The 26,788-nt window shown below is 40.1% G+C and carries 27 protein-coding genes; 5 read left to right on the forward strand and 22 right to left on the reverse strand.

The window, feature by feature from the left end:
- Positions 1-26: 26 nt before the first annotated feature.
- The 7 genes from ACPWSO_RS04080 to ACPWSO_RS04110 form a co-directional block, all read right to left on the reverse strand.
- Positions 27-434, reverse strand: a complete 408-nt coding sequence (locus ACPWSO_RS04080) for a diacylglycerol kinase family protein (protein ID WP_426081547.1) — start codon at positions 432-434, stop codon at positions 27-29.
- A complete protein-coding gene (gene ybeY, locus ACPWSO_RS04085; RefSeq protein WP_426081548.1) occupies positions 412-888 on the reverse strand; it encodes an rRNA maturation RNase YbeY in 477 nt (158 codons plus the stop codon). Before ybeY ends, ACPWSO_RS04080 begins: the two co-directional genes overlap by 23 nt.
- Positions 888-3,086, reverse strand: a complete 2,199-nt coding sequence (locus tag ACPWSO_RS04090) for an HD family phosphohydrolase (protein WP_426081549.1) — start codon at positions 3,084-3,086, stop codon at positions 888-890. The genes ybeY and ACPWSO_RS04090 overlap by 1 nt, the downstream gene beginning before the upstream one ends.
- A gap of 27 nt (positions 3,087-3,113) precedes the next feature.
- A complete protein-coding gene (locus tag ACPWSO_RS04095; RefSeq protein WP_426081798.1) occupies positions 3,114-4,040 on the reverse strand; it encodes a PhoH family protein in 927 nt (308 codons plus the stop codon).
- A gap of 396 nt (positions 4,041-4,436) precedes the next feature.
- Positions 4,437-4,886 (reverse strand): GatB/YqeY domain-containing protein, encoded by a 450-nt coding sequence (locus ACPWSO_RS04100; protein WP_426081550.1) that lies wholly within the window; start codon positions 4,884-4,886, stop codon positions 4,437-4,439.
- 25 nt (positions 4,887-4,911) lie between these two features.
- Positions 4,912-5,088: a 30S ribosomal protein S21 gene (rpsU, locus tag ACPWSO_RS04105; protein ID WP_002356740.1), complete on the reverse strand. Its 177-nt coding sequence runs from the start codon at positions 5,086-5,088 to the stop codon at positions 4,912-4,914.
- A 184-nt stretch (positions 5,089-5,272) separates the two neighbouring features.
- Positions 5,273-5,701 (reverse strand): Fur family transcriptional regulator, encoded by a 429-nt coding sequence (locus ACPWSO_RS04110; RefSeq protein ID WP_426081551.1) that lies wholly within the window; start codon positions 5,699-5,701, stop codon positions 5,273-5,275.
- 96 nt (positions 5,702-5,797) lie between these two features.
- Between ACPWSO_RS04110 and ACPWSO_RS04115 the strand changes: the two genes are divergently transcribed.
- Complete coding sequence (locus ACPWSO_RS04115; RefSeq protein WP_426081552.1) at positions 5,798-6,643, forward strand: pyruvate, water dikinase regulatory protein; 846 nt, start codon at positions 5,798-5,800, stop codon at positions 6,641-6,643.
- A 198-nt stretch (positions 6,644-6,841) separates the two neighbouring features.
- Here the strand turns inward: ACPWSO_RS04115 and thrB are convergent, their stop codons facing one another.
- The 8 genes from thrB to ACPWSO_RS04155 form a co-directional block, all read right to left on the reverse strand.
- Positions 6,842-7,705 (reverse strand): homoserine kinase, encoded by an 864-nt coding sequence (thrB, locus tag ACPWSO_RS04120; RefSeq protein WP_426081554.1) that lies wholly within the window; start codon positions 7,703-7,705, stop codon positions 6,842-6,844.
- The gene (thrC, locus tag ACPWSO_RS04125; RefSeq protein ID WP_426081555.1) at positions 7,702-8,760 is read right to left on the reverse strand and encodes a threonine synthase; all 1,059 of its coding nucleotides are present in this window, start codon (positions 8,758-8,760) and stop codon (positions 7,702-7,704) included. The genes thrB and thrC overlap by 4 nt, the downstream gene beginning before the upstream one ends.
- Before the next feature lie 4 nt (positions 8,761-8,764).
- On the reverse strand, positions 8,765-10,054 hold the full coding sequence (locus ACPWSO_RS04130) for a homoserine dehydrogenase (protein ID WP_426081557.1): 1,290 nt from the start codon (positions 10,052-10,054) through the stop codon (positions 8,765-8,767).
- A gap of 419 nt (positions 10,055-10,473) precedes the next feature.
- Positions 10,474-10,761 (reverse strand): ArsR/SmtB family transcription factor, encoded by a 288-nt coding sequence (locus ACPWSO_RS04135; protein ID WP_426081558.1) that lies wholly within the window; start codon positions 10,759-10,761, stop codon positions 10,474-10,476.
- A gap of 123 nt (positions 10,762-10,884) precedes the next feature.
- Positions 10,885-11,661, reverse strand: a complete 777-nt coding sequence (gene proC, locus ACPWSO_RS04140) for a pyrroline-5-carboxylate reductase (RefSeq protein ID WP_426081559.1) — start codon at positions 11,659-11,661, stop codon at positions 10,885-10,887.
- Positions 11,662-11,884: 223 nt separating this feature from the next.
- Positions 11,885-13,609, reverse strand: a complete 1,725-nt coding sequence (locus tag ACPWSO_RS04145; protein WP_426081560.1) for a phospho-sugar mutase — start codon at positions 13,607-13,609, stop codon at positions 11,885-11,887.
- A 99-nt stretch (positions 13,610-13,708) separates the two neighbouring features.
- Positions 13,709-14,434 (reverse strand): nitroreductase family protein, encoded by a 726-nt coding sequence (locus tag ACPWSO_RS04150; RefSeq protein ID WP_426081562.1) that lies wholly within the window; start codon positions 14,432-14,434, stop codon positions 13,709-13,711.
- Positions 14,435-14,938: 504 nt separating this feature from the next.
- A complete protein-coding gene (locus tag ACPWSO_RS04155) occupies positions 14,939-16,384 on the reverse strand; it encodes a PLP-dependent aminotransferase family protein (protein WP_426081563.1) in 1,446 nt (481 codons plus the stop codon).
- Between the two features lie 118 nt (positions 16,385-16,502).
- On the opposite strand from ACPWSO_RS04155, the gene thiD reads away from it, so the two are divergent.
- Positions 16,503-17,336: a bifunctional hydroxymethylpyrimidine kinase/phosphomethylpyrimidine kinase gene (gene thiD / locus ACPWSO_RS04160; RefSeq protein WP_426081564.1), complete on the forward strand. Its 834-nt coding sequence runs from the start codon at positions 16,503-16,505 to the stop codon at positions 17,334-17,336.
- Between the two features lie 2 nt (positions 17,337-17,338).
- On the forward strand, positions 17,339-17,875 hold the full coding sequence (locus ACPWSO_RS04165) for an ECF transporter S component (protein WP_426081565.1): 537 nt from the start codon (positions 17,339-17,341) through the stop codon (positions 17,873-17,875).
- Positions 17,876-17,985: 110 nt separating this feature from the next.
- Here ACPWSO_RS04165 and ACPWSO_RS04170 read toward each other — a convergent pair whose 3' ends face one another.
- The 3 genes from ACPWSO_RS04170 to guaC form a co-directional block, all read right to left on the reverse strand.
- Positions 17,986-18,975 carry a permease prefix domain 1-containing protein gene (locus tag ACPWSO_RS04170; RefSeq protein ID WP_426081566.1) on the reverse strand — a complete coding sequence of 330 codons (990 nt, stop codon included), beginning with the start codon at positions 18,973-18,975 and terminating at the stop codon, positions 17,986-17,988.
- A complete protein-coding gene (locus ACPWSO_RS04175; protein ID WP_426081567.1) occupies positions 18,975-19,304 on the reverse strand; it encodes a PadR family transcriptional regulator in 330 nt (109 codons plus the stop codon). Before ACPWSO_RS04175 ends, ACPWSO_RS04170 begins: the two co-directional genes overlap by 1 nt.
- Before the next feature lie 159 nt (positions 19,305-19,463).
- The gene (guaC, locus tag ACPWSO_RS04180; RefSeq protein ID WP_426081568.1) at positions 19,464-20,441 is read right to left on the reverse strand and encodes a GMP reductase; all 978 of its coding nucleotides are present in this window, start codon (positions 20,439-20,441) and stop codon (positions 19,464-19,466) included.
- Between the two features lie 259 nt (positions 20,442-20,700).
- Here guaC and ACPWSO_RS04185 point away from each other — a divergent pair, with 259 nt between their 5' ends.
- Together ACPWSO_RS04185 and ACPWSO_RS04190 are read left to right on the forward strand one after the other, a co-directional pair.
- Positions 20,701-21,327 (forward strand): MBL fold metallo-hydrolase, encoded by a 627-nt coding sequence (locus ACPWSO_RS04185; RefSeq protein ID WP_426081569.1) that lies wholly within the window; start codon positions 20,701-20,703, stop codon positions 21,325-21,327.
- A gap of 22 nt (positions 21,328-21,349) precedes the next feature.
- Entirely contained in the window at positions 21,350-22,057 is a 708-nt protein-coding gene (locus ACPWSO_RS04190) for a histidine phosphatase family protein (protein ID WP_426081570.1), read from the forward strand.
- Between the two features lie 141 nt (positions 22,058-22,198).
- On the opposite strand, the gene ACPWSO_RS04195 is transcribed toward ACPWSO_RS04190, so the two are convergent.
- The 4 genes from ACPWSO_RS04195 to ACPWSO_RS04210 form a co-directional block, all read right to left on the reverse strand.
- Positions 22,199-23,047, reverse strand: a complete 849-nt coding sequence (locus ACPWSO_RS04195) for a MurR/RpiR family transcriptional regulator (protein WP_426081571.1) — start codon at positions 23,045-23,047, stop codon at positions 22,199-22,201.
- Positions 23,048-23,167: 120 nt separating this feature from the next.
- The gene (locus tag ACPWSO_RS04200; RefSeq protein WP_426081572.1) at positions 23,168-24,613 is read right to left on the reverse strand and encodes a PTS transporter subunit EIIC; all 1,446 of its coding nucleotides are present in this window, start codon (positions 24,611-24,613) and stop codon (positions 23,168-23,170) included.
- 17 nt (positions 24,614-24,630) lie between these two features.
- The gene (gene murQ, locus ACPWSO_RS04205; RefSeq protein WP_426081574.1) at positions 24,631-25,521 is read right to left on the reverse strand and encodes an N-acetylmuramic acid 6-phosphate etherase; all 891 of its coding nucleotides are present in this window, start codon (positions 25,519-25,521) and stop codon (positions 24,631-24,633) included.
- Positions 25,496-26,584: a DUF871 domain-containing protein gene (locus tag ACPWSO_RS04210; RefSeq protein ID WP_426081575.1), complete on the reverse strand. Its 1,089-nt coding sequence runs from the start codon at positions 26,582-26,584 to the stop codon at positions 25,496-25,498. Before ACPWSO_RS04210 ends, murQ begins: the two co-directional genes overlap by 26 nt.
- Positions 26,585-26,788 lie beyond the last annotated feature (204 nt).

Here is a 26,788-nt window from a genome sequence, read left to right on the forward strand (position 1 = left end):
TCCTTCTATCTGTTCAGTGTCAGTGATTATAAAAAATGGATAAGCAGCTGCCATAGCTTTGGCAGAAAAATGATTGCTCCTACAAGTAAAGAGAAGCACGCTGTTAATAGAACCGCACCTGCCGCCATATCTTTGATTTTTTTTCCAATAGGATGAAAATGATAGTCCGTACACATATCAACGACATTTTCAAATGCAGTATTGATAATTTCAACAAGCAATACCAGAAAAATTGTTAATAGCAAAAAAAGCCATTCCATCGCTTTTAACTGGAAAACAAAACCAGCAATCACTGCTACTCCTCCCATCACTACATGGGTGCGCATATTCCGTTCTTCTTTGAACACTGTACGAATTCCCTGAACAGCAAATTCCAGTGAACTGATAAAATGTTTATTTTTTTCGGTTTGTTTATCTTTTAAGGCCATAAGCATCCAATATCTCTTTCTGTAAGCCGAACATCTCTCTTTCATCTTCATCCGTCATATGATCATAGCCATTTAAATGAAGAAAGCCATGAACCGCTAGAAAACCAAGCTCACGTTCAAACGTGTGTCCATACTCTTCCGCCTGCTCAGCTGTACGTTCAATCGAAATCATCAAATCGCCCAAATTGCGCGGCAGCTCCATTTCCTCATCTTCAAAAATGATTGGAATTTCTCCGTCGCCTTCCTCTTCCATCGCAAAGCTAATGACATCCGTCGCCATATCTTTGCCCCGGTAATCTCTATTGATTACACGAATACCTTCGTTATCCATGAAGGTGACAGACAGCTCCGCATCCTCGGGAATATTCAGAAAATCTGCTGCAAACTGCAGCAGATTTTCTACTTCCCTCAAATGATCAGAAGAGACTTTTTCAGTTTCATCAATAAACGTAATGTCCATTAAACATCTCTCTTTTCTTGTTCATCTTTCATTCTCTCTGCTTCGTCCTTCATTTTTGGATATTTAATCCTTGAGTGGAAGGTACTGCACAGACCATTTACTAAAGATTTTTCAACCATTCGAATTTCTTTCATTGTCAGACCGCATTCATCCAGTTGCCCGTCAGCAATACGTTCTTGAATAACAGAATGTACAAACTCTTTGATTTTTTCATTCGTCGGATTGCTCATTGCCCGCACTGCTGCTTCACAAGTATCAGCGATGTTCACAATACCAGCCTCTCTCGTCTGAGGCTTTGGACCAGGATAACGGAAATCTTCTTCCAGTGTATCCGGGTTCCGTTCCTTTTCCTTCATATAGAAAAACTTCATTAACGTCTTTCCATGATGCTGGCGGCAAATATCGATGACCATCTGCGGCATATTGTATTCCTCTAAGATTTTTGCTCCATCAATAACATGGCCAAAAATAATTTGTTTACTATCTTCCGGCAGTAAAAAGTTGTGTGGATTTTCAGCACCTGACGGCAGATTCTCCACAAAGAAATTAGCATGCTTGATTTTTCCAATATCGTGATAGTAACAAGCCACTCGTGTTAACAACGAACGCCCGCCGATTTCAGCTACAGCATTGGCACTCAAACTTGCAACCATCATGCTATGGTGATAGGTTCCAGGTGCTTCCTCCAAAAGCTGCTTCAAAAGCGGATGATTAGGGTTGCTCAGTTCATTCAGCACAATCATACTGTCATCCGTCACAATTAATTCAATATACGGATGCAGCCCCATTGTTAGTAGAAAGGCCAGCAGTTTTCCGGCAAAAGCCGAAATAAGCAGAGTCCAGGTTTTTCCGTCAACAAAGGACATCCCCTGATAGATAGTTAAAATAAGATCCATCCCTACTGGAAAAGCCACAACCCAAACCATTGCTGTCCAGCCCTGCCGGCTGATTCGTTTTCGATTCACTACAGCTGCCAGCAATCCTGAAAATAAATAGGATACTAGAATAATAGTTAAGATATTCGTTCCAATGGAATCATAAAACACAAACAGTGCAAAGACTACCTGAAAGACTCCAGATAAAATACCAGCACGCCGGTTAACAAAATAACTAAGTACCAATGGTACAAACGCAGCTGGGAAAAACAGTGGAATATACAAAAGCTGTTCACTTTGGAAAATCTGGAAGAATTTCATCACCAGAATACTCAAGGACATTGCGCTCACATAAAATAGAACAAAGGAGCGACGTGTCTGCTCTAAGGTTATTTGCTTCGTAAAGAACAGCAGTACAGCTATCTGAAAGAGAATGGTCAGTCCCAGAGCAACAATCGGAAAAATAGACGGATTCTGATTCGTCATTCCCAGCAGCTCCAGCTTTTCGATGGCTTTTGCATCAATCTGTGTTCCTTCACGAACAATGATTTCACCTTGATAAATCATTACAGGCTGAATCGCTTCACGCGCTGTTTTTTTCAGCTCTTCGGTTTTCTTTTCATTTGTAAATTCGTTAGCAACAATACCAGCGTTCACAACGTAGCGAATCTCCTGCTGCATTAGAGAACTTACATCCAGAAATTGAATTTTATTGATTGCTTTCTGGCGAATCTCAGCTAATTCACTCTCGCGGACATGGTCCTCCATAGTATCATCAATCAGCTTCAGACTTTCGGTTTCAACGGTCGCAATCTGTTCATCCGTCAAATTGAATATATTTTGATAAAACACATTAGGAAATGACTGAAACATTGTTATTTCTTCTTGTGTCAATTTTTCAAAAGTTGCCTTTAAAGCTGCAACCCGTTCCTCATTTGTTGGCTGAGGGATCGTTTCATCTTTTTTAGCTGATGTTTTTTTATTTTCATAGTCCTTATCGATTTTAGCGTTTATTGAATTAACAAGTTCAAAGAGCTTTTCTACCCGTTCATGCTGAATTCCAGCAGTATCTTCCTGATAAATATACTCAGGTGTAACCGCCTCTTCAGCAAGCTTTTTCTTCTGCTCCGTCTCATATGTATTTTCAATATTTTTATTTGCTCTAATTGTCGTTTCAGCTAATTGTCCTTCTTTAATTTCAACTTTCTTTTCATGAACGCTGCTAAACATTATGACGAATATAAGTAATGAAAAAACAACCAGCAACACTGGAATAAACGCTTTTCCCAGTTTATCACGTATTTGTAGCAACCATATTTTCAACTAATTATCCCTCCTTTTCCAGAAGTGCTAAGAGTCTTTCTTTTGTTCTTCATATGCTTGAATGATTTCCGCCACGATTGGATGACGAACTACATCCCCAGCTTCAAAGTGGATAAATGCAATTTTCTTGATAGGTCTCAGTGTTCGTTCAGCGTGAACTAACCCGCTGACAACTCCTTTAGGCAAGTCAATCTGACTTGTATCACCATTCACAATCATCTTGGATTGATAACCAAGACGTGTTAAAAACATTTTCATCTGAGCGACAGTTGTATTCTGAGCCTCATCTAAAATGACAAAAGCATCATCCAATGTACGCCCGCGCATATAAGCCAACGGAGCAATTTCGATGACACCGCGCTCCATCAGCCGGTTGGTATGTTCTACACCGAAAATTTGATACAACGCATCATAAACCGGTCGTAGATAAGGATCAACCTTTTCTTTTAAATCACCTGGCAGAAAACCAAGATTTTCTCCTGCTTCTACCGCCGGACGTGTCAAAATAATCTTTTGAACCTGTCCCTTTTTTAAGGCTGCGATGGCCATCACTACTGCCAGATATGTTTTCCCTGTTCCGGCAGGACCTATACCAAATACAACATCATGATTCTTCACTGCATCAATATAACGTTTTTGACCAGTATTTTTTATACGGATTGAACGCCCTTGGTGGTCTTTAAGAATCTCTTCTTCATACATGGCGATAAACGAATCCAGCTGCTGGCTCCTAGCCATCTTTAAAGCAGTCACAACATCAGGTGTCCCAATCTTGATTCCTCTCTTGATTAGCTCCTGTAACGCCCGAAAGACAGACTCTACAATATGAACATTTTCTTCTAAGCCAATAATCTGAATGGTTTCTCCTCTAGTATTGATGACAACTGCACCATTCTCTTCAAGAAACTTCAAATGCTTGTCATGCGTACCAAAAAGCATACTTGCATCATCCATATCCGTTAATTTTATTTCTAAAGATGTTGCCTGATTTTCGTTTTCCGTCAAAAAATTTCCAGCTCCTTTTTTTCGTACATTCCCTACAATAATACCATATTCTTCCTCTTTAAAAAAGAAGCACTCATAATGGATTAAAAACTTTATCATTCTCTTTTAACGTTTGTTTAGAACTGTCACAGCTTAACCACATTCAAAACAGTAAACCTCGCCAGCTACCTCAGTCTTGACGATTATACTGCGCAACAGGAACCAAAAGCAACTAAATTGAGTTACAGAAACAAATGCCTATGTCCTTCTGTTTTTAAATGGCGGATATCCTCTTTTAAAAATCCCTATAGGACAACGAATAAAGAGACTGGGGATTCTAAAATCCCCAGTCTCTTTAGTTCTTGATCAGTTCTTTTGTAGTGAGTCTTTGACAATTGCATTTACCAACCCGCCATCGGCTTTGCCTCTGACTTGCGGCATTACCAGTCCCATAACTTTCCCAAACTCTGCTTGGGAGGTGGCACCAGTTTTATCGATTGCTGTCTGAACAATCTTGCGGATTTCGTCCTCAGAAAGCTGTTCAGGCAGATATTTCTCAACGATTGCCATTTCAATCTTTGCTTTTTCTGCAAGATCTTCTCGTCCCGCTTTTTCAAACTCTACCAAAGAGTCTCTTCTCTGTTTCATCTCTCGAGACAAAACAGCCAACTCTTCTCCTCCGTCCAAATCACGGCCTACTTTGATCTGCTCATTCTGAATGGCGGCTTTCAACAAGCGAAGAACACCTAAAGCACTTTTATCTTTAGCTCTCATCGCTGTTTTAATATCGTCATTCAACGTTGTCAATAATGACATACAACCAGCTCCACTTCATCAGAAACTAGAATTTTTTACGTTTTCTAGCAGCTTCTGATTTTTTCTTACGTTTTACGCTTGGTTTTTCGTAGAATTCACGTTTACGAGATTCTTGTAGAGTACCCGCTTTCGAAACGGAACGTTTGAAGCGACGAAGAGCGTCATCCAGAGATTCGTTTTTACGAACGACAGTTTTTGACATTGTAATTCCCTCCCTCCGAGCTTAAAAAGTAACCGTTTTTCTTATTTATAAATGTATTTCTTATAAATAAAATACTGTCCTTTTTACATTATATCTAATGCAGATTTTATCGTCAACCTCTCCAACGAAAATTGACAAAAATATTTTGACAATTCAATAATTTTAGACAAATTTTTCTGAAAAATTATTGGCAGTTTTCACATCTTCCTAAAATTTCAAAGCGATGTCCTTCAATACTGCAGCCATTTAGTTGTTCCTCAAAAAAGGTCATTGGGCACATATGGATTTCTTTGGTCTTGCCACATACCACACAGATAAAATGATGGTGATGCTCCATATCATGACTACAGTGGAAACGAAACTTCTTTTCTCCATTTAAGTCTGTTGTCTCCAGCAGCGCCATATCTTCAAAATCGTGAAGATTCCGATAAATCGTATCATAACTGATGCCTTTGTATTCATTGTTCATGAACTCGTAAACTTCTTTAGCAGAGATATAGCGATTGCGTTTAATGAGATAGGCAATGATCGCTTCTCTCTTTTTAGTATATTTTAATCCATGAGTTTTCATGATTTCAAGTGCTTCTGCTACTTGGGACTTCGTCTGCGCCATTTTTTATGCTCCTTCTCAAATCAAAATTATTACGAACTAACTCTTGGCTTGTATGGTATAATAAAGTCATTAAAAAATCAAGAAAGGTCGTTTTTAATGGAAAATAATGACAAAAAAACAGTCACAATATTTGTAATCTCTGATTCTGCCGGTGAAACTGCGTCAAAGCTCGCAGCGGCGATTATGGCACAATTTCCAACCGTAGATTTTTCTTTATACAGAAAAACATTTGTTAAAGAAGAGGAAAAACTAAAAGCAGCACTGGAAGATGCCAAAAATGAAAATGCAATGATTCTTCATACGATTATTAGTAAAGATTTGGTTAAAATCGCACATGAATTTTTTGAAGAGAATGCTCTTTACCATTTTGATATTCTAACTTCTCCAATTGAAGAAATTGAACGTTTCACTGGTATTCAGCGTAGCGGTGAAGCCGGAGCTTTGCATCATTTGAATGAAAATTATTTCAACCGTATTGAAGCGATGGAGTTCGCTGTAAAATATGATGATGGAAAAGATCCCCGAGGCTTCCTAGAGGCTGACGTTGTTCTCCTTGGTGTTTCCCGTACGTCAAAAACACCGTTAAGCTTATTCTTGGCTAATAAAAATCTGAAGGTAGCGAATCTGCCGTTAATTCCGGAAGCACATCTGCCAAACGAGCTTTGGGAAATTGATCCGAAAAAAGTTGTTGGTTTAACTAATGATCCAGATATCTTAAACGGTATCCGTAAAGAACGGATGCGTGCTTATGGTCTGCCTGCCGACACGTCTTATTCTGATATTGAAAAAATTCGCAAAGAATTGGAGTATGCAGCAGATTTATATAAAAAATTAGGTTGTGTAACGATTAACGTTGCTTCTCTTTCAATTGAAGAAACTGCTGCGATGATTCTAAGCGCTCTTCATCTTGAAGATCACAGCTACTTCACTACAGAAGATTAACTAAAAAAAAGAACGGATTAGATGCTTTTGCATGTTTAATTCCGTTCTTTTTATTTTTAGTGAAGTGAGTGGGACATAACTAAATATCCAAACTTTGCCTCATTTAGAATCCGAATCAACAGCGAGATACTAAAAACCCCTAAGTTAGATTTTCGGCTCTAACTTAGGGACGCACTTCATATTGAGTTATGTGCCATGTTAAAACACCTGAACCCCTTCCTGATCAACGGAAAGCAAATGAATCGAAGCGTCTTCTGAAAGCTTTTCAAGCTCTGAAATCATCGCATTCGTCTTTTCTTCCTGTGTCAGGACAAGAACAGTTGGACCAGCTCCACTGAGAAACGCACCGTATACACCGACTTTATGTGCTAGTTCGCGAATATTTGTCAAATGCGGAACAAGATGGCTGCGGTGAGATTCGTGCCAGCGGTCTTTCTCCATCATTACCCCGGCCAAAGGCAAATTGCCGTTCAGAATAGCGGCGATCATCACATTGGCAATCGCACTTGCCTGAACCGCCTGCTGATAAGGCATCATTTCAGGCAGCACACTTCTACTTTCTTGCGTTAGAAGTTCGTGATTAGGCACGTAAGCTATCACATCACACATTGGAAAATGGTGTTTCACATGGCGAACCTCTCCATCAACATAACTGGCCACTACAAAATCACCACAAATTGCCGGTGCTACATTATCTGGATGTCCTTCCATTTCAGTTGCAATCTGTACTTTATCTTTTTGAGACAGATGCATATTCCCTAATCGGTTTGCCAGTTCAATTCCCGCTACAATTACACTAGAGCTGCTGCCCAGTCCTCTTGCCAAAGGGATATCTGAAGTCATTTTTAGTTTTTTTGGTGACAGTTTCGGATTAACCTTCAGCGCCGTCTGAATTAGCAGATTTTTCTTATCTTTAGGTATATCTTCTCCTAAAGAATGATCAATCTCCCAAGCTTCAGCGTCCTTGATGATTTCAATGTACAGGTACTGAGATAAAGCAATCCCGCAGGAATCAAACCCTGGACCTAAATTAGCGCTGGTAGCCGGAACTCTTATTTTCATAAATTAGCCACTCCGTTGCGCAGATGCAGACGCATCTCTTCTAAATCACTCATTTTTGAAATCGAAACATCAACAGCCGTCATCGCTGTATCCGGATCTTTCAAGCCATTTCCTGTGAAGACAGCTACGACTGTTTCTCCTTGCTTGATTTTTCCTGATTTCACATGCTGAATCACCCCAGCAAGTGAAGCAGCAGAACCAGGTTCAATAAACACGCCGTCCTGCGCTGCCACTTTACGATAAGCATTTAAAATCTCTTCATCCGTAACACTGTCGATGTAGCCTTTAGACTCATCTCTAGCAGCTTCTGCCAGTTTCCAGCTAGCCGGATTTCCAATTCTGATTGCTGTTGCAATTGTTTCCGGCTGTTCAATCACTTCACCTTTAACAATTGCTGCTGCTCCTTCAGCTTCAAATCCGTGCATCCGCGGCAATAATGTCCCCTGTACATCATGCCATTCTTTAAAACCTTTCCAATAAGCAGAAATATTGCCGGCATTTCCTACTGGAATCGCCAGAACATCTGGTGACTTACCTAGCTGCTCACAAACTTCAAAGGCAGCCGTTTTTTGTCCTTCCAAACGGTAAGGATTTACTGAGTTTACTAAAGCAACTGCTTCCGTTTCGGCAATATCTCTCACAGCTTTTAAAGCTTCATCAAAGTTTCCTGGAATTGAAATAATATCTGCACCATAGATAATCGCCTGAGCCAGTTTCCCCATCGCAATCTTTCCATCAGGGATAATGACGTAAGCCTTGATGCCTGCTCGGGTAGCATACGCCGCAGCCGCAGCACTTGTATTACCTGTTGAGGCACAGATAATTGCTTTGGCGCCGTCTTCAACTGCTTTAGCGACAGCCATAACCATTCCGCGGTCTTTAAAAGATCCCGTCGGATTCAATCCTTCGTATTTTCCATACAAGGTAATGCCCAATTCCTTTGACAAGCTGTGTAGCGGAATCAAAGGTGTATTGCCCTCTGCTAAAGACAGCATCGGTGTCTTTTCTGTGATGGGCAGATATTCCTGATATTTTTTTAATAGTCCTTCATACATAAAATTATCCCTCCAAAACTTTCAGCGTATTCAATAATTTAAACCCAGCTATTTTCTCAATTCCAGCAGTAACCTGCTGCATCTGTGCTTTACTAATTGTATGAGTAATCGTTGCAAACTTCGCTCTTTCCCCATCCGATTTCTGCTGCAGCAGCTGGTCAAAACTCACATTGGCTTCTGCCATCAGCTGTGTTAACAATAGAATTTGACCAGGCTTGTCCGGTACTTCAATAGAAAAATAATATTTTCCAAATATATTCGCCGCATCAGTCAGTTTTGTCTCATGCTGGTAGGAATTGAACATATGACCGGTTGTTCCTAAACGCATGTTTTTAGCAATAGTAATAATATCACTGACTACGCTAGTCGCTGTCGGCTTGGCTCCAGCACCAGGGCCATAGTACATCGACTCACCCACACCTGCACTGTAGATAAATACCGCATTGAACTCGTCTCTGATAGAAGCAAGCGGGTGAGCAGCCGCTACCAGCATAGGCGCTACCTCAGCTGCAATACCGCCGTTGCTTTTTTCAGAGGAGCCAATCAGCTTAATCTCATAACCAAGATGAGAGGCCATCGCTACATCATCTGACGAAATGCCGCGAATTCCTCTTGTATCTATTTGATCGAGGCTAATGTTCATACCGAAGGCAAACTGGCTAAGAATAACCATTTTGTACGCTGCATCAATCCCGTCAACATCATTTGTCGGATCAGATTCTGCAAATCCCAGCTCCTGTGCTTCTTTTAACGCTGCATCATACGTCTTTTTCTCTGAAACCATCTTTGTCAGCATATAGTTAGTCGTTCCATTTACGATACCAAGAACTTTTTGAATATCGTCTGCTGCAAGACTATTAGCGATTGTTCGTAAAATTGGGATACCGCCCGCTACACTAGCTTCATAATAAAGGTCACAGTGATTTTTTTGAGCTAAGGCAACTAGTTCGCTGCCATGTTGTGCTAACAAATCCTTATTAGCTGTTACAACATGCTTGCCGTTTTCCAATGCTTTGGTAATAAATGTCTTTGCCGGCTCAACCTTGCCAATCAGTTCCACTACGATTTTAATTTCTTCATCGTTGATAATTTCATCTATCGATGTCGTTAAGTCAATATCAAACCGCTCAGATTGATACTGTTTTTCTGCTTCATCACGTACTAAGGCTTTACTGACAACAATCTCCATTCCGGTTACTTGGGAGATTTTTTCACTGTGCTCCTGCAGGATTGTCGGAACACCTGAACCAACTGTTCCCAAACCTAATAAGCCAATCTTCAATTTTTCCTTCATTGTGCTTCCCCCAACTAATTTTTTTATAGATGATACTAGAACCTATCAAAAAATACCAAGTGCCATTACTACTACAGCTATAGCAGAATCAGCTGTTCTTAAGAAGTAAAAGCACCACTCTTTCAGCTCCAGTGTACGAATGTATTGATGGTCTCGTTATTTTGAAAGAATATCGCTTTTAGTGAAATCACTGAGATTATCTTTCAAATACGTTATAAAATGAGAAAAATTTCATTTCATTCTCATAAAACATGTCTCTAGTATACCTAACCGTAAAACAAAAAACTAGCCTTTTCTTTTAATTTCTCACTAAATTAAAAGAAAAAGCTAGTATGAGATTATTGTATTGATGCCCTCTTAAATACCAGTTTCCTGCCATGATAAACATCGGCTATTGTCAGAAAACTGCAAATGAAGAACTAACGATGGCTAATATGTTCAAAGGTCTGGTTCAAAATATCAATCACATGATTATCATCTAGAGAATAATAGATTGTTTTTCCTTCACGTCTTGATTTAACGACGCGATTTTGTTTCAGTAGTTTTAGCTGATGAGAGACTGCTGACTGTTCCATAGCCAGTTCCCCTGCCAAAGCAGTGACATTCAGCTCCCCTTTTTTCAATACAAGAAGTATGCGAAGTCTTGTTGAATCGCTAAGAACCTTATACAGCTGACTGACTTCTTGGATTTCTTCCGTTAATTCCATATACCTCAACTCTTTCTATGGTTCTGATAAATCTATCAGATATAATTATTTTTCTACAGCACCATTAGTTGAGGATAAAGTTTTCTTCAAACTAATAGTCGTTTCAAATCCGCAGTTTTATCCTTAACTGTTTGCCTGCTTCACAGCGTCGATTAGTGCGTAGCGAAACCCGTTTTTCTCTAAAGCAGCTACTCCCTTAATTGTACTTCCGCCGGGAGAAGTAACGCCATCTTTTAACTCACCAGGATGTTTCCCGGTTTCAATGGCCAAACGAGCCGAACCTAAAACCATTTGTTCGACAATTTCATAGGCAAGTGCTCTGGGCAAACCTTCCATTACGCCGGCATCTCCTAAAGCTTCCATAAATATGTCCACAAACGCCGGACTACAGCCGGCAACTGTTCCTACTGTTGCTAACAGATGTTCTGGAACCTCTGTTACTTTGCCAAGGCTTTCCAGCAGTTCCTTTGCTGTTTCTTTTTCTGCTTCTGGAAGGTTGCTGCCGTAGACCACTCCAATCATGCCTTCATTTACGCTGACAGGTGTATTAGGTATCGCATGTACTACATATTTTTCTGACCCAAGAGCTTCCTGCGCCTGCGCAACAGTGTGACCTGCTGCAACAGAAATTACAAGACAGTCCTTTCCTAAAAAAGGAGATAGCTCCTTCAAAATAGACAAAACAATATTTGCACCAGTCGCAATAAAGACAACCTTGCATTCTTGAAATGCTGCATAGTCATCAGCAAGTTGAAATCCCAGCTTACGTTGCAGCTTTTCTGCTGTGCCGCTGGATCCTCCTTTTACATAAAGATGATTCGGTGCGACAGCTTCTGCTTTCAGCAGTCCTTCAATCATTGCACCGCCCATATGTCCTGCTCCAATAAATCCAATATTCATCCCGATTACTCCCTTCATAAAATATCGCCTATATAAATCTCACAAAAATTTAGCTGTTGTCTTATTCTCTATGCTGCAGCTTTTAATTGGCTAGACTGTACTAAAAAATAAAAGCTGACAATTTCTTGTGCACTCAAGTCATTTTACAGTATTCGTATAGAAAAGAAAAGCTGGGACAACCGTCTAAACGCCTGCCCCGCCACTTTACTTTTCTAATGATTTATTATTCAGTAATCTTGTTGATGGCTTGTTCAAAGGCAGTCAGCTTATTGTCCGATTCTTCCTGTGTTTCAGCCACTGTAGCCACATAAAACTTAATTTTCGGTTCAGTTCCTGAAGGACGAATAGCAATCCAACTGCCGTCTGCTAAATGATACTTCAGCACATCGGAAGGAGGTGTAGTCAGTGCTTCCACCTGACCATCAGCCGTACGGCTGGTCAATGCTTTAAAGTCTTCTGTTTTACTTACAGCAATTCCGGCAAATTCACTTGGTGCTTCTTTGCGGAATTTCGCCATCAGCTCTTTAATTTTTTGACTTCCTTCGATTCCGCTAAGTGTAACCGAAATCGTTTTTTCTTTGAAGTAGCCATATTCAGCGAAAATATCCTGAAGTCCATCGTATAAAGTTTTACCTTGTTTCTTATAATAAGCAGCTACTTCTGCAAGCAGAACCAGTGCTTGAATTGCATCCTTATCACGAACGAATGATTTCACCAGATAGCCGTAGCTTTCTTCAAAACCGAACATAAATGTTTGAGAATGATCCTGTTCATATTGCTCAATTTTTTCAGCAATAAATTTGAAGCCAGTCAATACATTAACCATTTTAGTCTGATACTTTTCTGCAATTGCTGTTGCCATTTCACTGGAAACAATCGATTTCAAAACAACCGCATTTTCAGGCAGCTTTCCAGCCTGTTTGTGCGCTTCTAAAATATACTGAATCATGATGGCACCTAATTGATTTCCAGTTAATACCTCATATGAACCGTTTGGCAATCTAACGGCTGCTCCTAAACGGTCAGCGTCGGGATCAGTCGCAATCAGCAAATCGGCATTTTCTTTTTCTCCCAAACGAATTGCGTATTCAAACGCTGAATGTTCCTCTGGATTAGGTGATTTCACTGTGGTAAAGTCCGGGTCAGCAACAGATTGTTCCGGCACTAGCATAAACTGCTTGAAACCAGCCTGCGTCAAAGCCTTTTCTCCCAGCATTTTGCCGGTACCATGAAGGGGCGTATAAATAAGCTTCAAGTCGCCGCCCATTTCATCAATCAGATTTTGATTAATTGTTACAGCTTTCATTTCTTTCAAATAAGCTGTATCTACTTCTTCACCGATAATAGTAATTAAGTCACTTGTTTTTGCAGCTTCTTCACTTAACACTTCTACTTTTAACGGATTCTCTACCTCACGTACATAAGCAGTCAAAGCATCTGCATCAGCTGGCGGCATTTGCCCGCCATCTTCGCCATAAACCTTATAGCCATTGTACGCAGCCGGATTATGAGAAGCAGTAATCATGATTCCTGCAAAAGCTTTAAAATATCTAACAGCAAAGGAAAGCTCCGGCGTTGGGCGTAAGCTCTCAAATACATAGGCAGGAATGCCATGCTGAGCTAATGTTTTTGCAGCCTCCATGGCAAACTCAGGAGACATATGTCGAGAATCGTAGGCGATAGCAACTCCTCTTTTTTTCGTTTCCAGATTCTGGGCATCCATAAATCTAGCTAACCCTTCTGTCGCCTGACGTATAGTAAAAATATTCATGCGGTTGATTCCAGCTCCAATGATTCCTCTCATCCCTGCTGTTCCAAACTCCAATGGTGCATAAAATGCATCTTCACATGTTTCCGGATTGTGTTTCAATTCTGCTAATTCATTTTTTAAGACTTCCGGTAAATTTTCCTCACTTACCCACTGTTCATAGACTTGCTCCCAAGACATGAATAAACACCTCTTTTGACTTTGTTTTTGACTCTCTAATAGTATAGCATTCCTCAAAGGCTTAAGAAAGTAATCCGTGAAAAAACATCTGGGACTTTCTTATTTCAGTAAACGACTTATCCGTAGTACCTGGTCACTAATTAATGCCGGTTCAGCAGCAAAATAATCAGCGAACTTTTGACTCCATTTTTTCGTTTCTCTTGCTTCGCCAAATTTTTCCATAATTTGATCATATTCTTCAATTACCAAATAACTATAAGGTAAAAATTTTTCATAATGAACAACAGCTTCTTCGGGAAGACGAGGCTTCACCGTCATTTCTACTATTGGCTTGCCAATACTTAGTCCAAACAAAGGAAACATTCCCTCAGGAAGCCCCAGCAGTTCACTGATTTCCCGACTGTGTCTTCTAATGCTGCCGACAACCACTGAGCCCAAACCTAAACTATCTGCAGCAATAACGGCATTTTCCATCGCAAGTGCGGCATCAGTTGTCGCAATCAAGACCGGCTCCACACTTTCCCCAGTATGATTTTCTACTCCATACTCCTCGCTTACCTGTCGTGTTCGAGCTAAATCACCAGTAAAAATTAGAAAAACTGAGCTATCAAGCATATGAGGATTGCCCGGATTCCATTCTACCAGCTGTCTCCTTGTTTCAAGATCCCGAATGACAAAAATACTGTAAAACTGACCATTCATCCAGCTCGGTGCCTGTCTGGCTGCATCTACTATTAACTGCAGCTCCTCTTCCGGCAATTCGTAGTTCTCATCAAAATTGCGGTGAGTCCTTCGATTTTTTAACAGTTTAATTGTTTCATTCATCTACTACCACTCCCTTCATTTCACTTTTTATTTTAGCATACCCCGTAATACTATTTATCCATCTCTCACATAAAAAGCTTATTATGCTTTTTCAGATTAAACGCTAAGCTTCTAAAATATTTTTGAAAACCTGCTCTTTTAACTAGAGTATCTCTGAAAAGTAAATTGGCATTCGGATGTTTCAGTGATTATTGTGGAAATTAAACACAACCACAAGCTAGCTCATTTCAGAGTAATCATTTTTACTACTATTGATTGAAAAATGACTTTTACTTTCGTCTGCATACCATTCTGTTAGCAGGTCTTTAGGCAAACAGAACTGGTAATGTGCCGCATAAGCGAGTCGCCAGTTCTGTTTACTTAACTTAAGTATGGTAACAGAATGGTATACACTGTTGCGATGATTATTCCTTGAAAGAAATGAGCGCCGCTTATCTTTGAGAGATAGTCTATATAGTCATTCTCCGCCTGTGTTTTCAGACACGCTCTAAAAACAACGCTGAATCATATATTTGCTGTTCGATTAGCCACTATTTTTTCAGTTACTGTTGCGATCTTTCTTTGGAAATCCGGCAGCTGAGCTTCTGATACTCTGGAAAAATTAATTCGTATACTTTCTCTTGATTCCCCAAATAAAAAGCTTGGCGCAACAAGAAGTCCTTCTTTCAGAAAAAATTGCCATTCTTTTTGACTCAGCTTTCCTCGTTTAAAGGTTGCCCATAAGTAAAAACCTCCTTGGGGACGTTCAACCTGCCAATGCGGCTGCTCTTTCATTATTCTATAGACATTGTTTTCTCTTTTTTTCAGCTCTTTTTTTAATTCAGAAAGCCGGTTGTCAAAAGCTGGATCATTCAAAGCAATAGCCGCTAATAGTTGCGGAAAGATACTTAAAGAAAAATCCATAATTTTTCGTGCCTCTGCAATCTGCCGGTTGACAGAGGGCGGTGCACTTAGCCAGCCTATTTTGGTTGTTGAACCTAATATCTTAGATAGGGAACCGATATAAAGAACATTTTCAGGGTCAAGTTTTTTGAGCGGCGGAATTTGACTGCCTGATACTTCACTAATTTGCCCAAATACATCGTCTTCTAAAATAGGAATCTGATAGCTCTGACACAGCTCAACTAATGCTTGCCTGCGTTTCAGACTCATGACCTTTCCTGTCGGATTCTGAAACGAAGGATTAACCATCACCATTTTTACCCTGTGCTGTCTGATGACCTGTTCCAAAGCCGATAGTTCAATCCCGTCTTCATCCATCGGTACACCATAAAGCCGAATCCCTGCGGCTTGAAAGATGGGCAAATCGTATAAGAAGGACGGGTCCTCTATAGCTACACTATCTCCAGACGTTAAGAGAACCTGCAAAATCAGAAATAGCGCCTGCTGCGCTCCAGAAGTAATGAGCAGACTTTCCTCCGGCACTAAAAATCCATACTGCTGCTTAATCATACGGCTAACCGCTGTTCTTAGCCCTTGATAGCCAAACTCATCCTGCTGCTCTTCTTCCAAAAATTGCTTCCACGTAAGTGAAGGAAGATCAAAGGCTGGAATTAGCTCCAATGGCAGTTCTCCAGTATAAAGATCAAGTACTTCATTATTTTCCTTAGTAAGAAGCTGCTTCATCTGCTCTATAAACGGTTCTGTTTTACTAAAGGCATTTTGCTCCAGATATCTTCGCCAGTCTGTTCTTGCCGTTGACGTAATGCCCCACTTTCCCTCAGCAACAAACGATCCGCTCCCTTGTTTTCGAAGCAGCCAGCCCATTGCCTCAAGCTCTTCTAGTGCATGAACCACAGTAGAACGATTCACCCCCAGCATATCTGCCAGCTTTCTTTCTGCCGGCAGCTTTTCACCTGGAAGCAGTTCTCCGTTTTTTATTAGACCTAAAATATGTTCAACGATTGCCTGATAAAAAGGCAGCCCATCTGTTTTTTTTATCTCCCACATATACTCACCTTCAAATAAAATTGGATGAGTTAAAAATAATCCAATTGGCTGTTTTTGTCAATGAATGACTAGGATAAAATACAACTACTTATTCATTTACTACTAAAGGGGGATAACAATGATTAAAAAAGTTCTTACTGTGGCTGGTTCTGATTCAAGTGGGGGAGCAGGCATTCAGGCAGATTTAAAAACCTTTCAGGAATATGGTACCTTTGGGTTTTCCGCTCTAACAAGCATCGTAACAATGGATCCTGATGAAGGCTGGAGCCATACCGTAACGCCAATCGATCCTGAACTTGTAGATAAGCAATTAAAAACGATTTTTGCCGGCGGTGCCTTAGACAGCATGAAAACCGGGATGCTCGGAACTGTAGAAGCTATTGAAATTACCAGAAAATATATTGATCAGTTTCACATGAATAATGTTGTAATTGATCCTGTGATGGCTTGTAAAGGAACCAGCGAGCTGCTGCAGCCGGAAAATGTAGCTGCGATGACCCGCCTGCTTCTTCCAACAGCGACCATTACTACGCCTAATCTGGTAGAAGCTGGAATTCTCTCTGAAATGGGCGATTTAACCTCTGTGGAGCAAATGAAAGAAGCGGCTAAAAAAATTCGTCTGCTTGGTCCTGACTATGTTGTCATTAAAGGCGGACATCGTTTGCAGACTGAAAAGGCGACCGACCTTTTCTATGATGGAGAAAACTTTACTTTATTAGAAAATGAAAAAATCTCGACAGACTTTAACCACGGTGCCGGCTGTACCTTTGCAGCAGCAATTGCTGCTGGATTAGCAAAAGGATTCTCTGTAGAAAAAGCTGTCCGGACGGCTAAAGCTTTTGTTGCTGCGGGAATTAAAAACGGTCAGCGAATCAATCCATTCTTAGGACATGTGTGGCATGGTGCTTACAATCAAGCAGAAAAACGAATGACTGATATTGAAGGAGTGTAAGGATGACTAAAAAGAATACCACACTTTCAATTGTGCTAATTGCCCTTTTTGCAGCGCTGACTATTATGGGAACAATGATTAAAATTCCTATGCCAACTGGTGCTTTCGCTCATTTAGGAAATTCAGTCCTGTTGCTGGCAGTCTTACTGCTAGGGTATACGAGAGGCGCCTTGGCGGGCGGTTTAGGCTTTGCCATTTTCGATTTGATGAACGGCTTTGCTGCTGAAGCACCCTACTTTTTTGTTGAAAGCTTTATTGTTGGCGGTGCGGCGGCTTTGACTATAATGGCGTTTAACAACAACATCGACAGCTTTAAAAAGCTGATTACTGTCGCCCTCATGACTGGTATTGCCAAAATCATTATGACTCAGCTAAAAAATACTGCGCTAGCTATGTTTGCCGGCAGCAGCTTTACCTTAGCCTTTTCCAGTGCCACCTCAATGCTCTTAGCCACTGTCCTAAACGTTATAACCACAATTGTCATTGTTTCATTTGCTTATTTCCCGTTAAAAAAAGCAATGACTACGATTTTCAGATAAACTAAAAAAGACGAGATAGAAACTGGCTCATTTTGAGCGCTTGAATCTTCTATTCCGTCTTTTTAACTTTTTTCTAAATTCTTGTTTTCATATTTTACTGATTTTCTAAATTACCACTTGTCTTTACTAGTAAAAATACTTTCCAGAATGCCAAATAAAATCCCTGCTACTGGATAAACAATCCAGAAAGTCGTCCAATTTCCAACTACAAACGCTTCAAAAAGTGAAATAATCACGACTATCGGCCAGTAAACTCGCTCAACGATTTGCCAAAAATATGGTTTTTTTTTACGCTTTTCTTCTTTCGCACGCGGTCCTAGCTTATCTTCGTCTGAAATAAAGTATTTGTGCTTCAACAGTTGAGTAAAGCTACCCATAATCACACCAGCATAGATGAAGAGAAAAACGCCAGCTGAAACAATCAGACATGTTAAACCTAACCCCAGCATAGTATATCGATCCGAATCACTGTATGCCGAAAGGGCTACTACTGGGGTTGCAGAGATAATACAAAATACCACCCCAGCTGAAATACTAAACACATAAGAACGCTGGAAGCTCTTTTTTTTCTTTTCAACCAGTCGCTTCACTTGAATTGGAATCAGACGATCATCTAATTCTTTGCGATTATTTCCCATACTTGTTCCTGCAGTGATAAATAGCGGAACTCCTGCAGCGACACCTAAAAATAAGAAGATAATCCCAAACATCTCTCCAACCCTTTCACCATACCAACCTGAAATTCCAAAAAATATAGCTGAACCAATTAAAATAAGAGCAACGCCAATTCCAATAAATAGAGCTCCTTTTTTCTGAACGTTTAAAAATGTTTCTGCTTCTTCAATAGTAATCTCATCTACATCATGGCCAATTTCATCCCGATATTCTTTTTTTAGATTCATTTCTTCCAGAAGCTCATCAATATTTCCAAATTCAGAAATAACGGCTCCAATTGCTTCATTTTCTGTTTTCCCCTGGTTCTTCAAATCTTCATATCGATCCTCCGCCCCTGCAAGCAAATCCTCTTTTAGTTTTAACACTTGTGGTGTTCCTTCAATCCCTAAAAATAGGCTTTCTATGTACTCTCGAATTGTTTTCATCATTTTTCCTCCTTGATAAAGCGTTCAACGACTTTCTTGGTCAGTCGCCATTCTTCTTTTTTTTCTTCCAGATAAATTTTGCCAGATTCTGTGATTTTATAATAGGTTCGTTTTTTACCATGAGTGACCTGTCCTGGATAAGACTCAATGAATTTATTTTTTTCCAAACGGGTAAATGCTGAGTACAACGTCGTTTCTTTTATCGAGTATTTCTCTTCTGAAACCTCCATGATACGTTTAGATACCTCGTAACCATACGAATCACCTTCTAAAAGAATCGTCAAGATGAACGTGTCATTGTATCCTCTGATTGCATCACTGCCAATCATTGAATCACCTCCTAAATTACTTCATCTAACGTACTACGTCTGTCGTTGTAATTATAATAGCACAATTACTACGACAGGTAAAGTAAAAAAAGAAAAGAAAATAGAAAAACAGCAACCTGTCAAAAAAAGACAAATTACTGTTTAATAGTTAATATTTTATTAGATTGTATCTCCATTAAAAATAGAGTTTTTAACAATAACATAGTCCACTTTGCGAATGGATTCTAAATCTTTTCCGCCGGCATAAGAGATAGAGGATTGTAAATCTTGGCGCATCTCAACTAAGGTATCTTCTAGTTTGCCTTTGTAGCGCAGCCAGATTTTTTTCCCTTCTACGTTCTTCTTTTCTCCTTTTTGGAACTCAGAAGCACTACCGAAATATTCTTTGTAGACAACACCGTTCTCTACCTTGGTTTCTCCCGGAGATTCTTCGTGGCCTGCAAATAGAGAACCAATCATGACCATCGTCGCCCCAAAACGAACGGATTTAGCGATATCTCCATGTGTACGAATACCGCCATCTGCAATAATCGGTTTACGTGCTGCCTTTGCACACCAGCGCAGTGCTGCTAACTGCCAGCCACCAGTACCAAAGCCAGTCTTGATTTTTGTGATGCAGACCTTACCAGGACCAATCCCGACCTTTGTCGCATCTGCACCAGCATTTTCAAGCTCGCGAACCGCCTCAGGAGTCCCCACATTTCCCGCAATCACAAAGGTATCCGGAATATGTTTTTTCAAATGCTGAATCATCCGAATCACTGCATTGGAATGCCCATGGGCAATATCAATTGTTACGTAATCAGGAATCAACTGCTGTTTAGCTAGTTCTTCAACAAAAGCATATTCCCCTTCTTTAACACCCACACTAATGGATGTAATCAGATTCTTTTCCTTCATTCGTTTGATAAAAGGAATACGTGCTTCCTCATCAAAACGGTGCATAATATAGAAATAACCTTTTTCTGCTAAAAATTCTGCTATTTTTTCATCAACGATTGTCTGCATATTTGCAGGAACCACCGGCATTTTAAACTGATGCTTACCTAACTGCACTGTTGTGTCGCATTCAGAGCGGCTGTCTACAATACATTTATTCGGAATTAACTGCACATCTTCATAATCAAAAACTTTCATTCTACTATCTCCTAGCATTTTTAATAGTTTTTTAGGCTTAAAATACGTAAAAAGAACAGCAATTATAAAATAATTGTTCGTCTTTTTTTGCGCCCATGATAATTTACATCATTTTGAGAGCTTTGTCAAAGGAATTCTTTAAATCCTTGCTTTTTTCTTCCAGTCCTTAAGATTTTTTAGTACCGAACTTTGTCCCTCGCTAAAAAGTTGTTGTATAATTAAAGCTGAGACTACGAAAAAGAAAGGTTCTGATTTTTTTATGTTGAAAATTGAACAAATTAAAACAGGTATCATTGAAGAAAACTGTTACCTTATTTATAACGACAAATCGCTGCTGATTGTAGACCCAGGTGCGCAGGCACAAAAGCTGCTTGATGCCATTAGTAAAATCAACAAAACGCCTCTAGCTATCCTTTTGACGCATACTCACTACGATCATATCGGTGCTGTTGAAGAATTACGAAAAACATTTGATATTCCAGTTTACGTCAGCCCATTAGAGCAAGACTGGTTATCTAACCCGCAAATGAATCTATCTGGTTTAGCACGTCATGACGATTTGCCTGATATCGTCGTTCAGCCTGCTGAATATGAATTTGAAATGAAAGACTACACCATCGGCGGCATGTCCTTCACCGTTGTGCCGACACCCGGTCATTCAATTGGCAGCGTTAGTTTTATCTTTGATGATTTTGTAGTGACTGGGGATGCGTTATTCCGAGGCAGTATTGGCCGTACTGATTTGCCGACCGGCAATCAGGAACAGCTCCTGCATAGCATTAGAACCTATCTGTTTACTTTACCAGATGAATTTCCAGCGTATTCAGGGCATGGTGAAGCAACAACTATTGGTCATGAGAAGAAAACAAATCCCTTTTTTCAGTAAACGATATAAATGAGGTGAACGTATGACAGAAACAAAGCTTTATATCATCCGCCACGGAAAAACAATGTTTAACACAATTGGGAGAACTCAGGGCTGGTCAGACACCCCTCTGACTGCAGAAGGAGAAGAAGTAATTCATCAATTGGGAGTTGGATTGAAGGGCGTAGCTTTTGAAGAGGCCTACTCCAGCGACAGCGGACGTGCTATGCAGACAGCGCGAATTATTCTACAAGAGCATACTCACGGCGAGCAGCTTCCCTACCGTACAGACAAGCGGATTCGTGAATGGTGCTTTGGTTCACTGGACGGCGGCTATGATGGGGAATTATGGGGCGTAGTTCCTCGAATTTTAGCGTTTAAAAATTATGAAGATATGATGTCCAAATCCATTACGTATGAAGAATTAGCCAGCGCTATCATGGCAGCTGATACGGCTGACTGGGCAGAACCTTACGAAAAGATTCGTGAACGCACATGGAACGGCTTTGAGGATATTGCACACCGCCGTGAAAAAAACGGTGGGGGCAACGTTATGATCGTTTCTCACGGGTTAACAATCTCCTTTTTGCTTTCCCTCATCGACGACTCTCTTCCTATGCAGATGGGATTGGAAAACGGCAGCGTTACGACGCTTCTTTATAATAACGGGAGCTTTACGATTGATAAAATCAATGATTTGAGCTACATCGAAGCTGGAAAAAAAGAACTAACCGAAAAAAATCTTCTATAAGTTAAATATCGTAGAACTTGGAGCAAAAATTAACTGGCTTTGTTTCAAATTCTTCTTGTAAAAGAGTGTAGAACCGAAATAAAAAGACGATAAGAGGATGTTCCCTTCTCCTCCTATCGCCTTTTTGTCTTGTTCTATTTGTTATTGTTTCAGCTGACCAACCGTTTTTCTGGACTGCTGAATATGTTCCAACGTCTCATCATAATTACTGGATGCATAAAGGAAAAACAAAACATCAACTACATACATCTGTGCAATCAGTGAAACCGTCGCCGCACTTCTCAGCGGTGCCTCCTCGCCTTTGGCTGTTAGCAAGACAATATCGCTGTATTTCGCAACCGTTGACTGCTCATTTTGAGTTATTCCTATGGTAGGGATACCATTTTCAGCAGCAATACTCAATAGAGAAATCAGTTCCCTTGTCTCTCCAGAATTGGATACCGCAATAAATAGACTTTTTCCCTTTGTCGTTCCCATAGCTGAAGCAAATAAATGATGATCCAGTGTACAGAATACATTTTTTCCAAGTCTGGTAAACTTTTGATGAATATCCTGAGCGACTAAAGAAGACGCGCCTAAACCATAAACAAAAATCAGTTCGGCCTGTTCAATCAGCTCAAACACTTCAGTTATATTCCTTTCATCTAAAAGATCTGCTGTGCGCTCCACTGCATGAACAAAACGAACGTTCAGCTTCTGTTTGATTGCCTCTACAGATTCATCCTTTTCCACTTCTGTATACATATCTGTTGCCATTGAGCCCAAATTTGCAGAAAGCAGAAGTTTCAATTCGGTAAACCCATTAACATTTATCGAGTGACAAAATCGAATGATAGCCGCAGGACTAGAAGCTGCTTTTTTTGCCAGCTCCTGCGCACTTAAAGTGATCACTTCATTCGTATTATCCAAAATATAGTCTGCAATCTTCTGTTCTGACTTCGGCAGCTGTGCTCGATAATCTTTAATTGACAAAATAATATTCTGCTTCATTCTAATCACTCCCCATTCTTTTTTTCATTAAATGATGTATTCCACATTCTCTATTATAATATATATTTTTGCTTCTTTAACAAAAAAGACAAGAAAATTTTTCTCGTCTTTTTCTGCTATTTATTTCATATCCTTTGGAATCCCAAAGAAGAGCGTCGCTGCAAAACCGCCAGCGTATGCAGCCAGCAAACCTAAAACATAAGCCAGCCATTGATTATTAGCAATCAGCGGAATTAATGCAGCACCACTTGGTCCAATAGCAATTGCTCCAACATTGCCAAATGCCCCGATTACAGCTCCGCCAATTCCTCCGCCTATACAGGCTGTGATAAAAGGACGACCTAATGGTAATGTCACACCGTAAATTAGCGGCTCACCAATTCCCAGAATACCGACGGGAAGTGCTCCTTTAATCATTTCTACAAGCTTCGTATCTTTTCTGCAGCGTATCCATAACGCAATTGCTGCACCTACTTGCCCAGCACCAGCCATAGCCAGAATTGGCAGCAGTAAAGTTTGTCCAGTTTGAGTAATCATCTCCATATGAATCGGTGTTAGAATTTGATGTAGACCAAACATAACCATTGGCAGGAAAGTCAGCCCCAGCACGAAACCAGCAAATGCTCCGCCAGTTTGCAAAACAGTATTAATAATTCCAACTAGACTATTTGAGATAAAACCAGCAATCGGCATAATTAGAAAGATAGTAGTCAAACCGATAACGAGCAACGTAATCGTTGGAGTAATAATAATATCAATTGAATCCGGAATTACCTTATGCAGTTGTTTTTCCAATAAAGAAAGCAACCAAACCGCAAAGATAACACCAATAATGCCCCCTTGACCTGCTGACAACGTCCCACCAGTAAATAAGTTCGGCAATGGTGCATCAGGATTCATCCCTGTCAGCATTGTTACGCCGCCGATAACTCCGCCAAGAGCTGGAGTAGCGCCGAACTCGCTGGCACTATTAATCCCTGTATATAAAACCAGATAAGCAAAAATTCCGTTTTTGATGATATTCAGTACATCCACATACTGCTGCCACGAAGCAGCTAAGTCTCCTGCAACAATCAGGTTGGACATAACCGCAGCAATGCCGCCAATAATTCCGGCGCCTACAAATGCTGGAATTAGCGGAACAAAAATATTAGAAATAGATTTTAAAATGGCTTTAAATGGAGAATTACTTTTGTGCTTTTCTTTTTGTTCAGCCTTCATTTGTGCTGCTTTTTCTTCAACAAGTTCTTTTCCTGATTTTCCGGAGATAGCTTCTGTCTGTTCAGAAGCAGGAAATTCCTCTCCCAGCTTTACGCCGGCAATGTCCACCATTTCCTGTGCAACCTTATTGACTGTTCCTGGTCCAATAACTACTTGTAATGTGTCGTCTTCAACAACCCCCATAACGCCGTCAATCGCCTTCAACTTTTCCAAATCGACTTTATCATAGTCCCGAATATCCATCCGGACACGCGTCATACAATGCCGCAGCTTTTCCACATTACCCATTCCGCCTACTTCTTCATAGATTTCTCTGGCGATTCGTTGAATTTTTTCCTCTGCCATTCTCTTTTCCTCCTTGATTAAGAAATTGTATTTTTAATAAAATGATTGCCCTTAATTAATTTTTCCTCTGCCTCTTCTTTTGAAGAGTTAGTTAAAATCATTACAATTGCCAACTTGACATTCTTATCGGCTTTATTAAAGTAATCAGCAGCTTCCTCATATTTACAGCCAGTTGCTTCCATAATTATCCGCTTAGAACGTTCCACTAGCTTTTCATTGGTTGGCTTGACATCAACCATCAGATTACCGTAAACCTTACCAATTCCGATCATCGAAACCGTTGACAGCATATTCAAAATCAACTTTTGAGCAGTACCAGATTTCAAACGAGTCGAGCCAGTCAAAAATTCCGGTCCAGCATCAACCTCAATAATTGACTGTGCATATTGGCTGATTTCAGCATGCTTATTGCAGGCTAACGAAGCTGTTCCTGCACCAACTTCATTGGCATATTCTAGTGCGCCAATGACATACGGTGTCCGTCCGCTGGCAGCAATACCTACTACATAATCCTCTGCTGTCAAATGAAGATTGATTAGATCCTGCCTGCCAAGCTCTTGAGAATCCTCTGCGCCTTCAACGGCAAGAGTCATCGCTTGTTCACCACCAGCAATTAGTCCCTGAACCATTTCTGGTGAAACACCAAAAGTCGGTACGCATTCCGCTGCATCTAAAACACCTAGTCTACCACTTGTTCCTGCACCAAGATAAACAAGACGGCCGCCTTTTTTAAAGCTTTGAATAATTTTTTCTACCACTACTTCAATAGCAGGTAATGCTTCTTTGACTGCCAAAGCTACCTTTTGATCCTCTTCGTTCATTTTGAGTAACGCTTCTTTCACTGTTAGCTCATCTAAGTTCATCGTATTTGTATTTCTTCGCTCAGTTGTCAAGTTTTCTAAGTTCATTTGTTAAAAATCCTTTCTTAACTAATTTAAATTTCACGCCGCCTTTAATTTGACTAACTAACGACTTATCCAAAGCAGCAATCTCAGCGGCAATATTCACTTTCTCGTCTTTCGGAAGATACTTCCGAATGATTTGTATTTCCCCCATATATCGACCATATTTTTTATTGTCTACAGTTACTAGTCCTAATGTCCGTTCTCTAATAATTTCAGGCTCAATTACAGGGATTTGTCTAAAACGCGCAGCTGCACTGCGAATCACATCTCTTGCTGCATCCAGCCGATTGGTGTGTTCGCCTAAAACATATTCATAAAAACGGCTGCCTACATCTTCTGTTTCCAAAATCAGCTGTTTTTGACTCAGATAACCTTCAAATTGTCGAATCGTTCGGAAATCAATCTCTGGATCGCCAATATAAACTGCATCAACTGCCAGTTCTTTTAATTGGAGTGCAGCAGCCAACGGATTGAGTCCCCGGTGTTCTTCTAAAGTCGGTAGTCCTTCAAACAGAGGACCGCGCAATTCTCTATTTCCCGGAACAAACGCAAAAATTTCAAAACCATTTTCACTCAACCAACGATTTTTTTCTACAAACATTGTTTTATCTAAACCTGTTTCTGGTCGGGGATAATAATTGTGCCAAGCTTCAAAGCTGGAAAAATCTGCCTCATATTTCTTTAGTTCAGCAATATCCTCAGCAGTAATGGTACTGGCATTCAAACCAACAGTTAGCTGATGAGATAGTTCAGCAATCTCTTTATTAGAGATTGCGTAGTCCATTCGCAACCCAGTTACTCCCAGCGCTAAAATTTCATTGACTCGATTAGTGGATAAACCAGCCCGTTCCAACGCAGCCCCGGATATGTCCACCATTAATTTCATTCCTTCAGAAGCTGCAACCCTGCCAAGAGCTTTGAGTCTTTCCAGGTATAATGAAGCATCATCTTCGGGAATATGAAGTGATGTAAAAATTCCTCTAAAACCAATCTCACGTAACTCTTGAATATACTTAATCTTCTGTTCTGTCAGACCCTCTCCTAAAAATATAGAGATTCCATACATAAACTGCTGCCTCCTCTTTAATACGCTTACATTATATATCGATTGAAATAAAATTTCAAGTATAATCAGAAAAATAATCTTATTAGTAAAATTAAATTTCACAAAAATAAAAATAGAAAAGCACTTGCCAAATTGACCAGTGCTCCACTCTCGCTATTTGAATAAATGATTAGTTAAACTATGGAATAGTGTAATCATTAAAAT

Source organism: Enterococcus sp. LJL51 (assembly GCF_049894025.1).
Classification (GTDB): Bacteria; Bacillota; Bacilli; order Lactobacillales; family Enterococcaceae; genus Enterococcus_L.

Bases quoted from the DNA above. Each gene is read 5' to 3' on its own strand.
- thrC (WP_426081555.1), bottom strand. From the start codon at position 8,760: ATGTATGAAGGACTATTAAAAAAATATCAGGAATATCTGCCCATCACA.
- thiD (WP_426081564.1), top strand. From the start codon at position 16,503: ATGATTAAAAAAGTTCTTACTGTGGCTGGTTCTGATTCAAGTGGGGGA.
- ACPWSO_RS04110 (WP_426081551.1), bottom strand. From the start codon at position 5,701: ATGGCGCAGACGAAGTCCCAAGTAGCAGAAGCACTTGAAATCATGAAA.
- ACPWSO_RS04210 (WP_426081575.1), bottom strand. From the start codon at position 26,584: ATGTATGGAATCTCTATATTTTTAGGAGAGGGTCTGACAGAACAGAAG.
- ACPWSO_RS04185 (WP_426081569.1), top strand. From the start codon at position 20,701: ATGTTGAAAATTGAACAAATTAAAACAGGTATCATTGAAGAAAACTGT.
- ACPWSO_RS04150 (WP_426081562.1), bottom strand. From the start codon at position 14,434: ATGAATGAAACAATTAAACTGTTAAAAAATCGAAGGACTCACCGCAAT.
- ACPWSO_RS04155 (WP_426081563.1), bottom strand. From the start codon at position 16,384: ATGTGGGAGATAAAAAAAACAGATGGGCTGCCTTTTTATCAGGCAATC.
- ACPWSO_RS04175 (WP_426081567.1), bottom strand. From the start codon at position 19,304: ATGATTGGCAGTGATGCAATCAGAGGATACAATGACACGTTCATCTTG.
- ACPWSO_RS04130 (WP_426081557.1), bottom strand. From the start codon at position 10,054: ATGAAGGAAAAATTGAAGATTGGCTTATTAGGTTTGGGAACAGTTGGT.
- ACPWSO_RS04165 (WP_426081565.1), top strand. From the start codon at position 17,339: ATGACTAAAAAGAATACCACACTTTCAATTGTGCTAATTGCCCTTTTT.
- ACPWSO_RS04080 (WP_426081547.1), bottom strand. From the start codon at position 434: ATGCTTATGGCCTTAAAAGATAAACAAACCGAAAAAAATAAACATTTT.
- ACPWSO_RS04195 (WP_426081571.1), bottom strand. From the start codon at position 23,047: ATGAAGCAGAATATTATTTTGTCAATTAAAGATTATCGAGCACAGCTG.
- ACPWSO_RS04200 (WP_426081572.1), bottom strand. From the start codon at position 24,613: ATGGCAGAGGAAAAAATTCAACGAATCGCCAGAGAAATCTATGAAGAA.
- ACPWSO_RS04135 (WP_426081558.1), bottom strand. From the start codon at position 10,761: ATGGAATTAACGGAAGAAATCCAAGAAGTCAGTCAGCTGTATAAGGTT.
- thrB (WP_426081554.1), bottom strand. From the start codon at position 7,705: ATGAAAATAAGAGTTCCGGCTACCAGCGCTAATTTAGGTCCAGGGTTT.
- ACPWSO_RS04170 (WP_426081566.1), bottom strand. From the start codon at position 18,975: ATGAAAACAATTCGAGAGTACATAGAAAGCCTATTTTTAGGGATTGAA.
- rpsU (WP_002356740.1), bottom strand. From the start codon at position 5,088: ATGTCAAAAACTGTCGTTCGTAAAAACGAATCTCTGGATGACGCTCTT.
- ACPWSO_RS04145 (WP_426081560.1), bottom strand. From the start codon at position 13,609: ATGTCTTGGGAGCAAGTCTATGAACAGTGGGTAAGTGAGGAAAATTTA.
- ACPWSO_RS04115 (WP_426081552.1), top strand. From the start codon at position 5,798: ATGGAAAATAATGACAAAAAAACAGTCACAATATTTGTAATCTCTGAT.
- guaC (WP_426081568.1), bottom strand. From the start codon at position 20,441: ATGAAAGTTTTTGATTATGAAGATGTGCAGTTAATTCCGAATAAATGT.
- ACPWSO_RS04095 (WP_426081798.1), bottom strand. From the start codon at position 4,040: ATGGATGATGCAAGTATGCTTTTTGGTACGCATGACAAGCATTTGAAG.
- proC (WP_426081559.1), bottom strand. From the start codon at position 11,661: ATGAATATTGGATTTATTGGAGCAGGACATATGGGCGGTGCAATGATT.
- ACPWSO_RS04190 (WP_426081570.1), top strand. From the start codon at position 21,350: ATGACAGAAACAAAGCTTTATATCATCCGCCACGGAAAAACAATGTTT.
- murQ (WP_426081574.1), bottom strand. From the start codon at position 25,521: ATGAACTTAGAAAACTTGACAACTGAGCGAAGAAATACAAATACGATG.
- ACPWSO_RS04100 (WP_426081550.1), bottom strand. From the start codon at position 4,886: ATGTCATTATTGACAACGTTGAATGACGATATTAAAACAGCGATGAGA.
- ybeY (WP_426081548.1), bottom strand. From the start codon at position 888: ATGGACATTACGTTTATTGATGAAACTGAAAAAGTCTCTTCTGATCAT.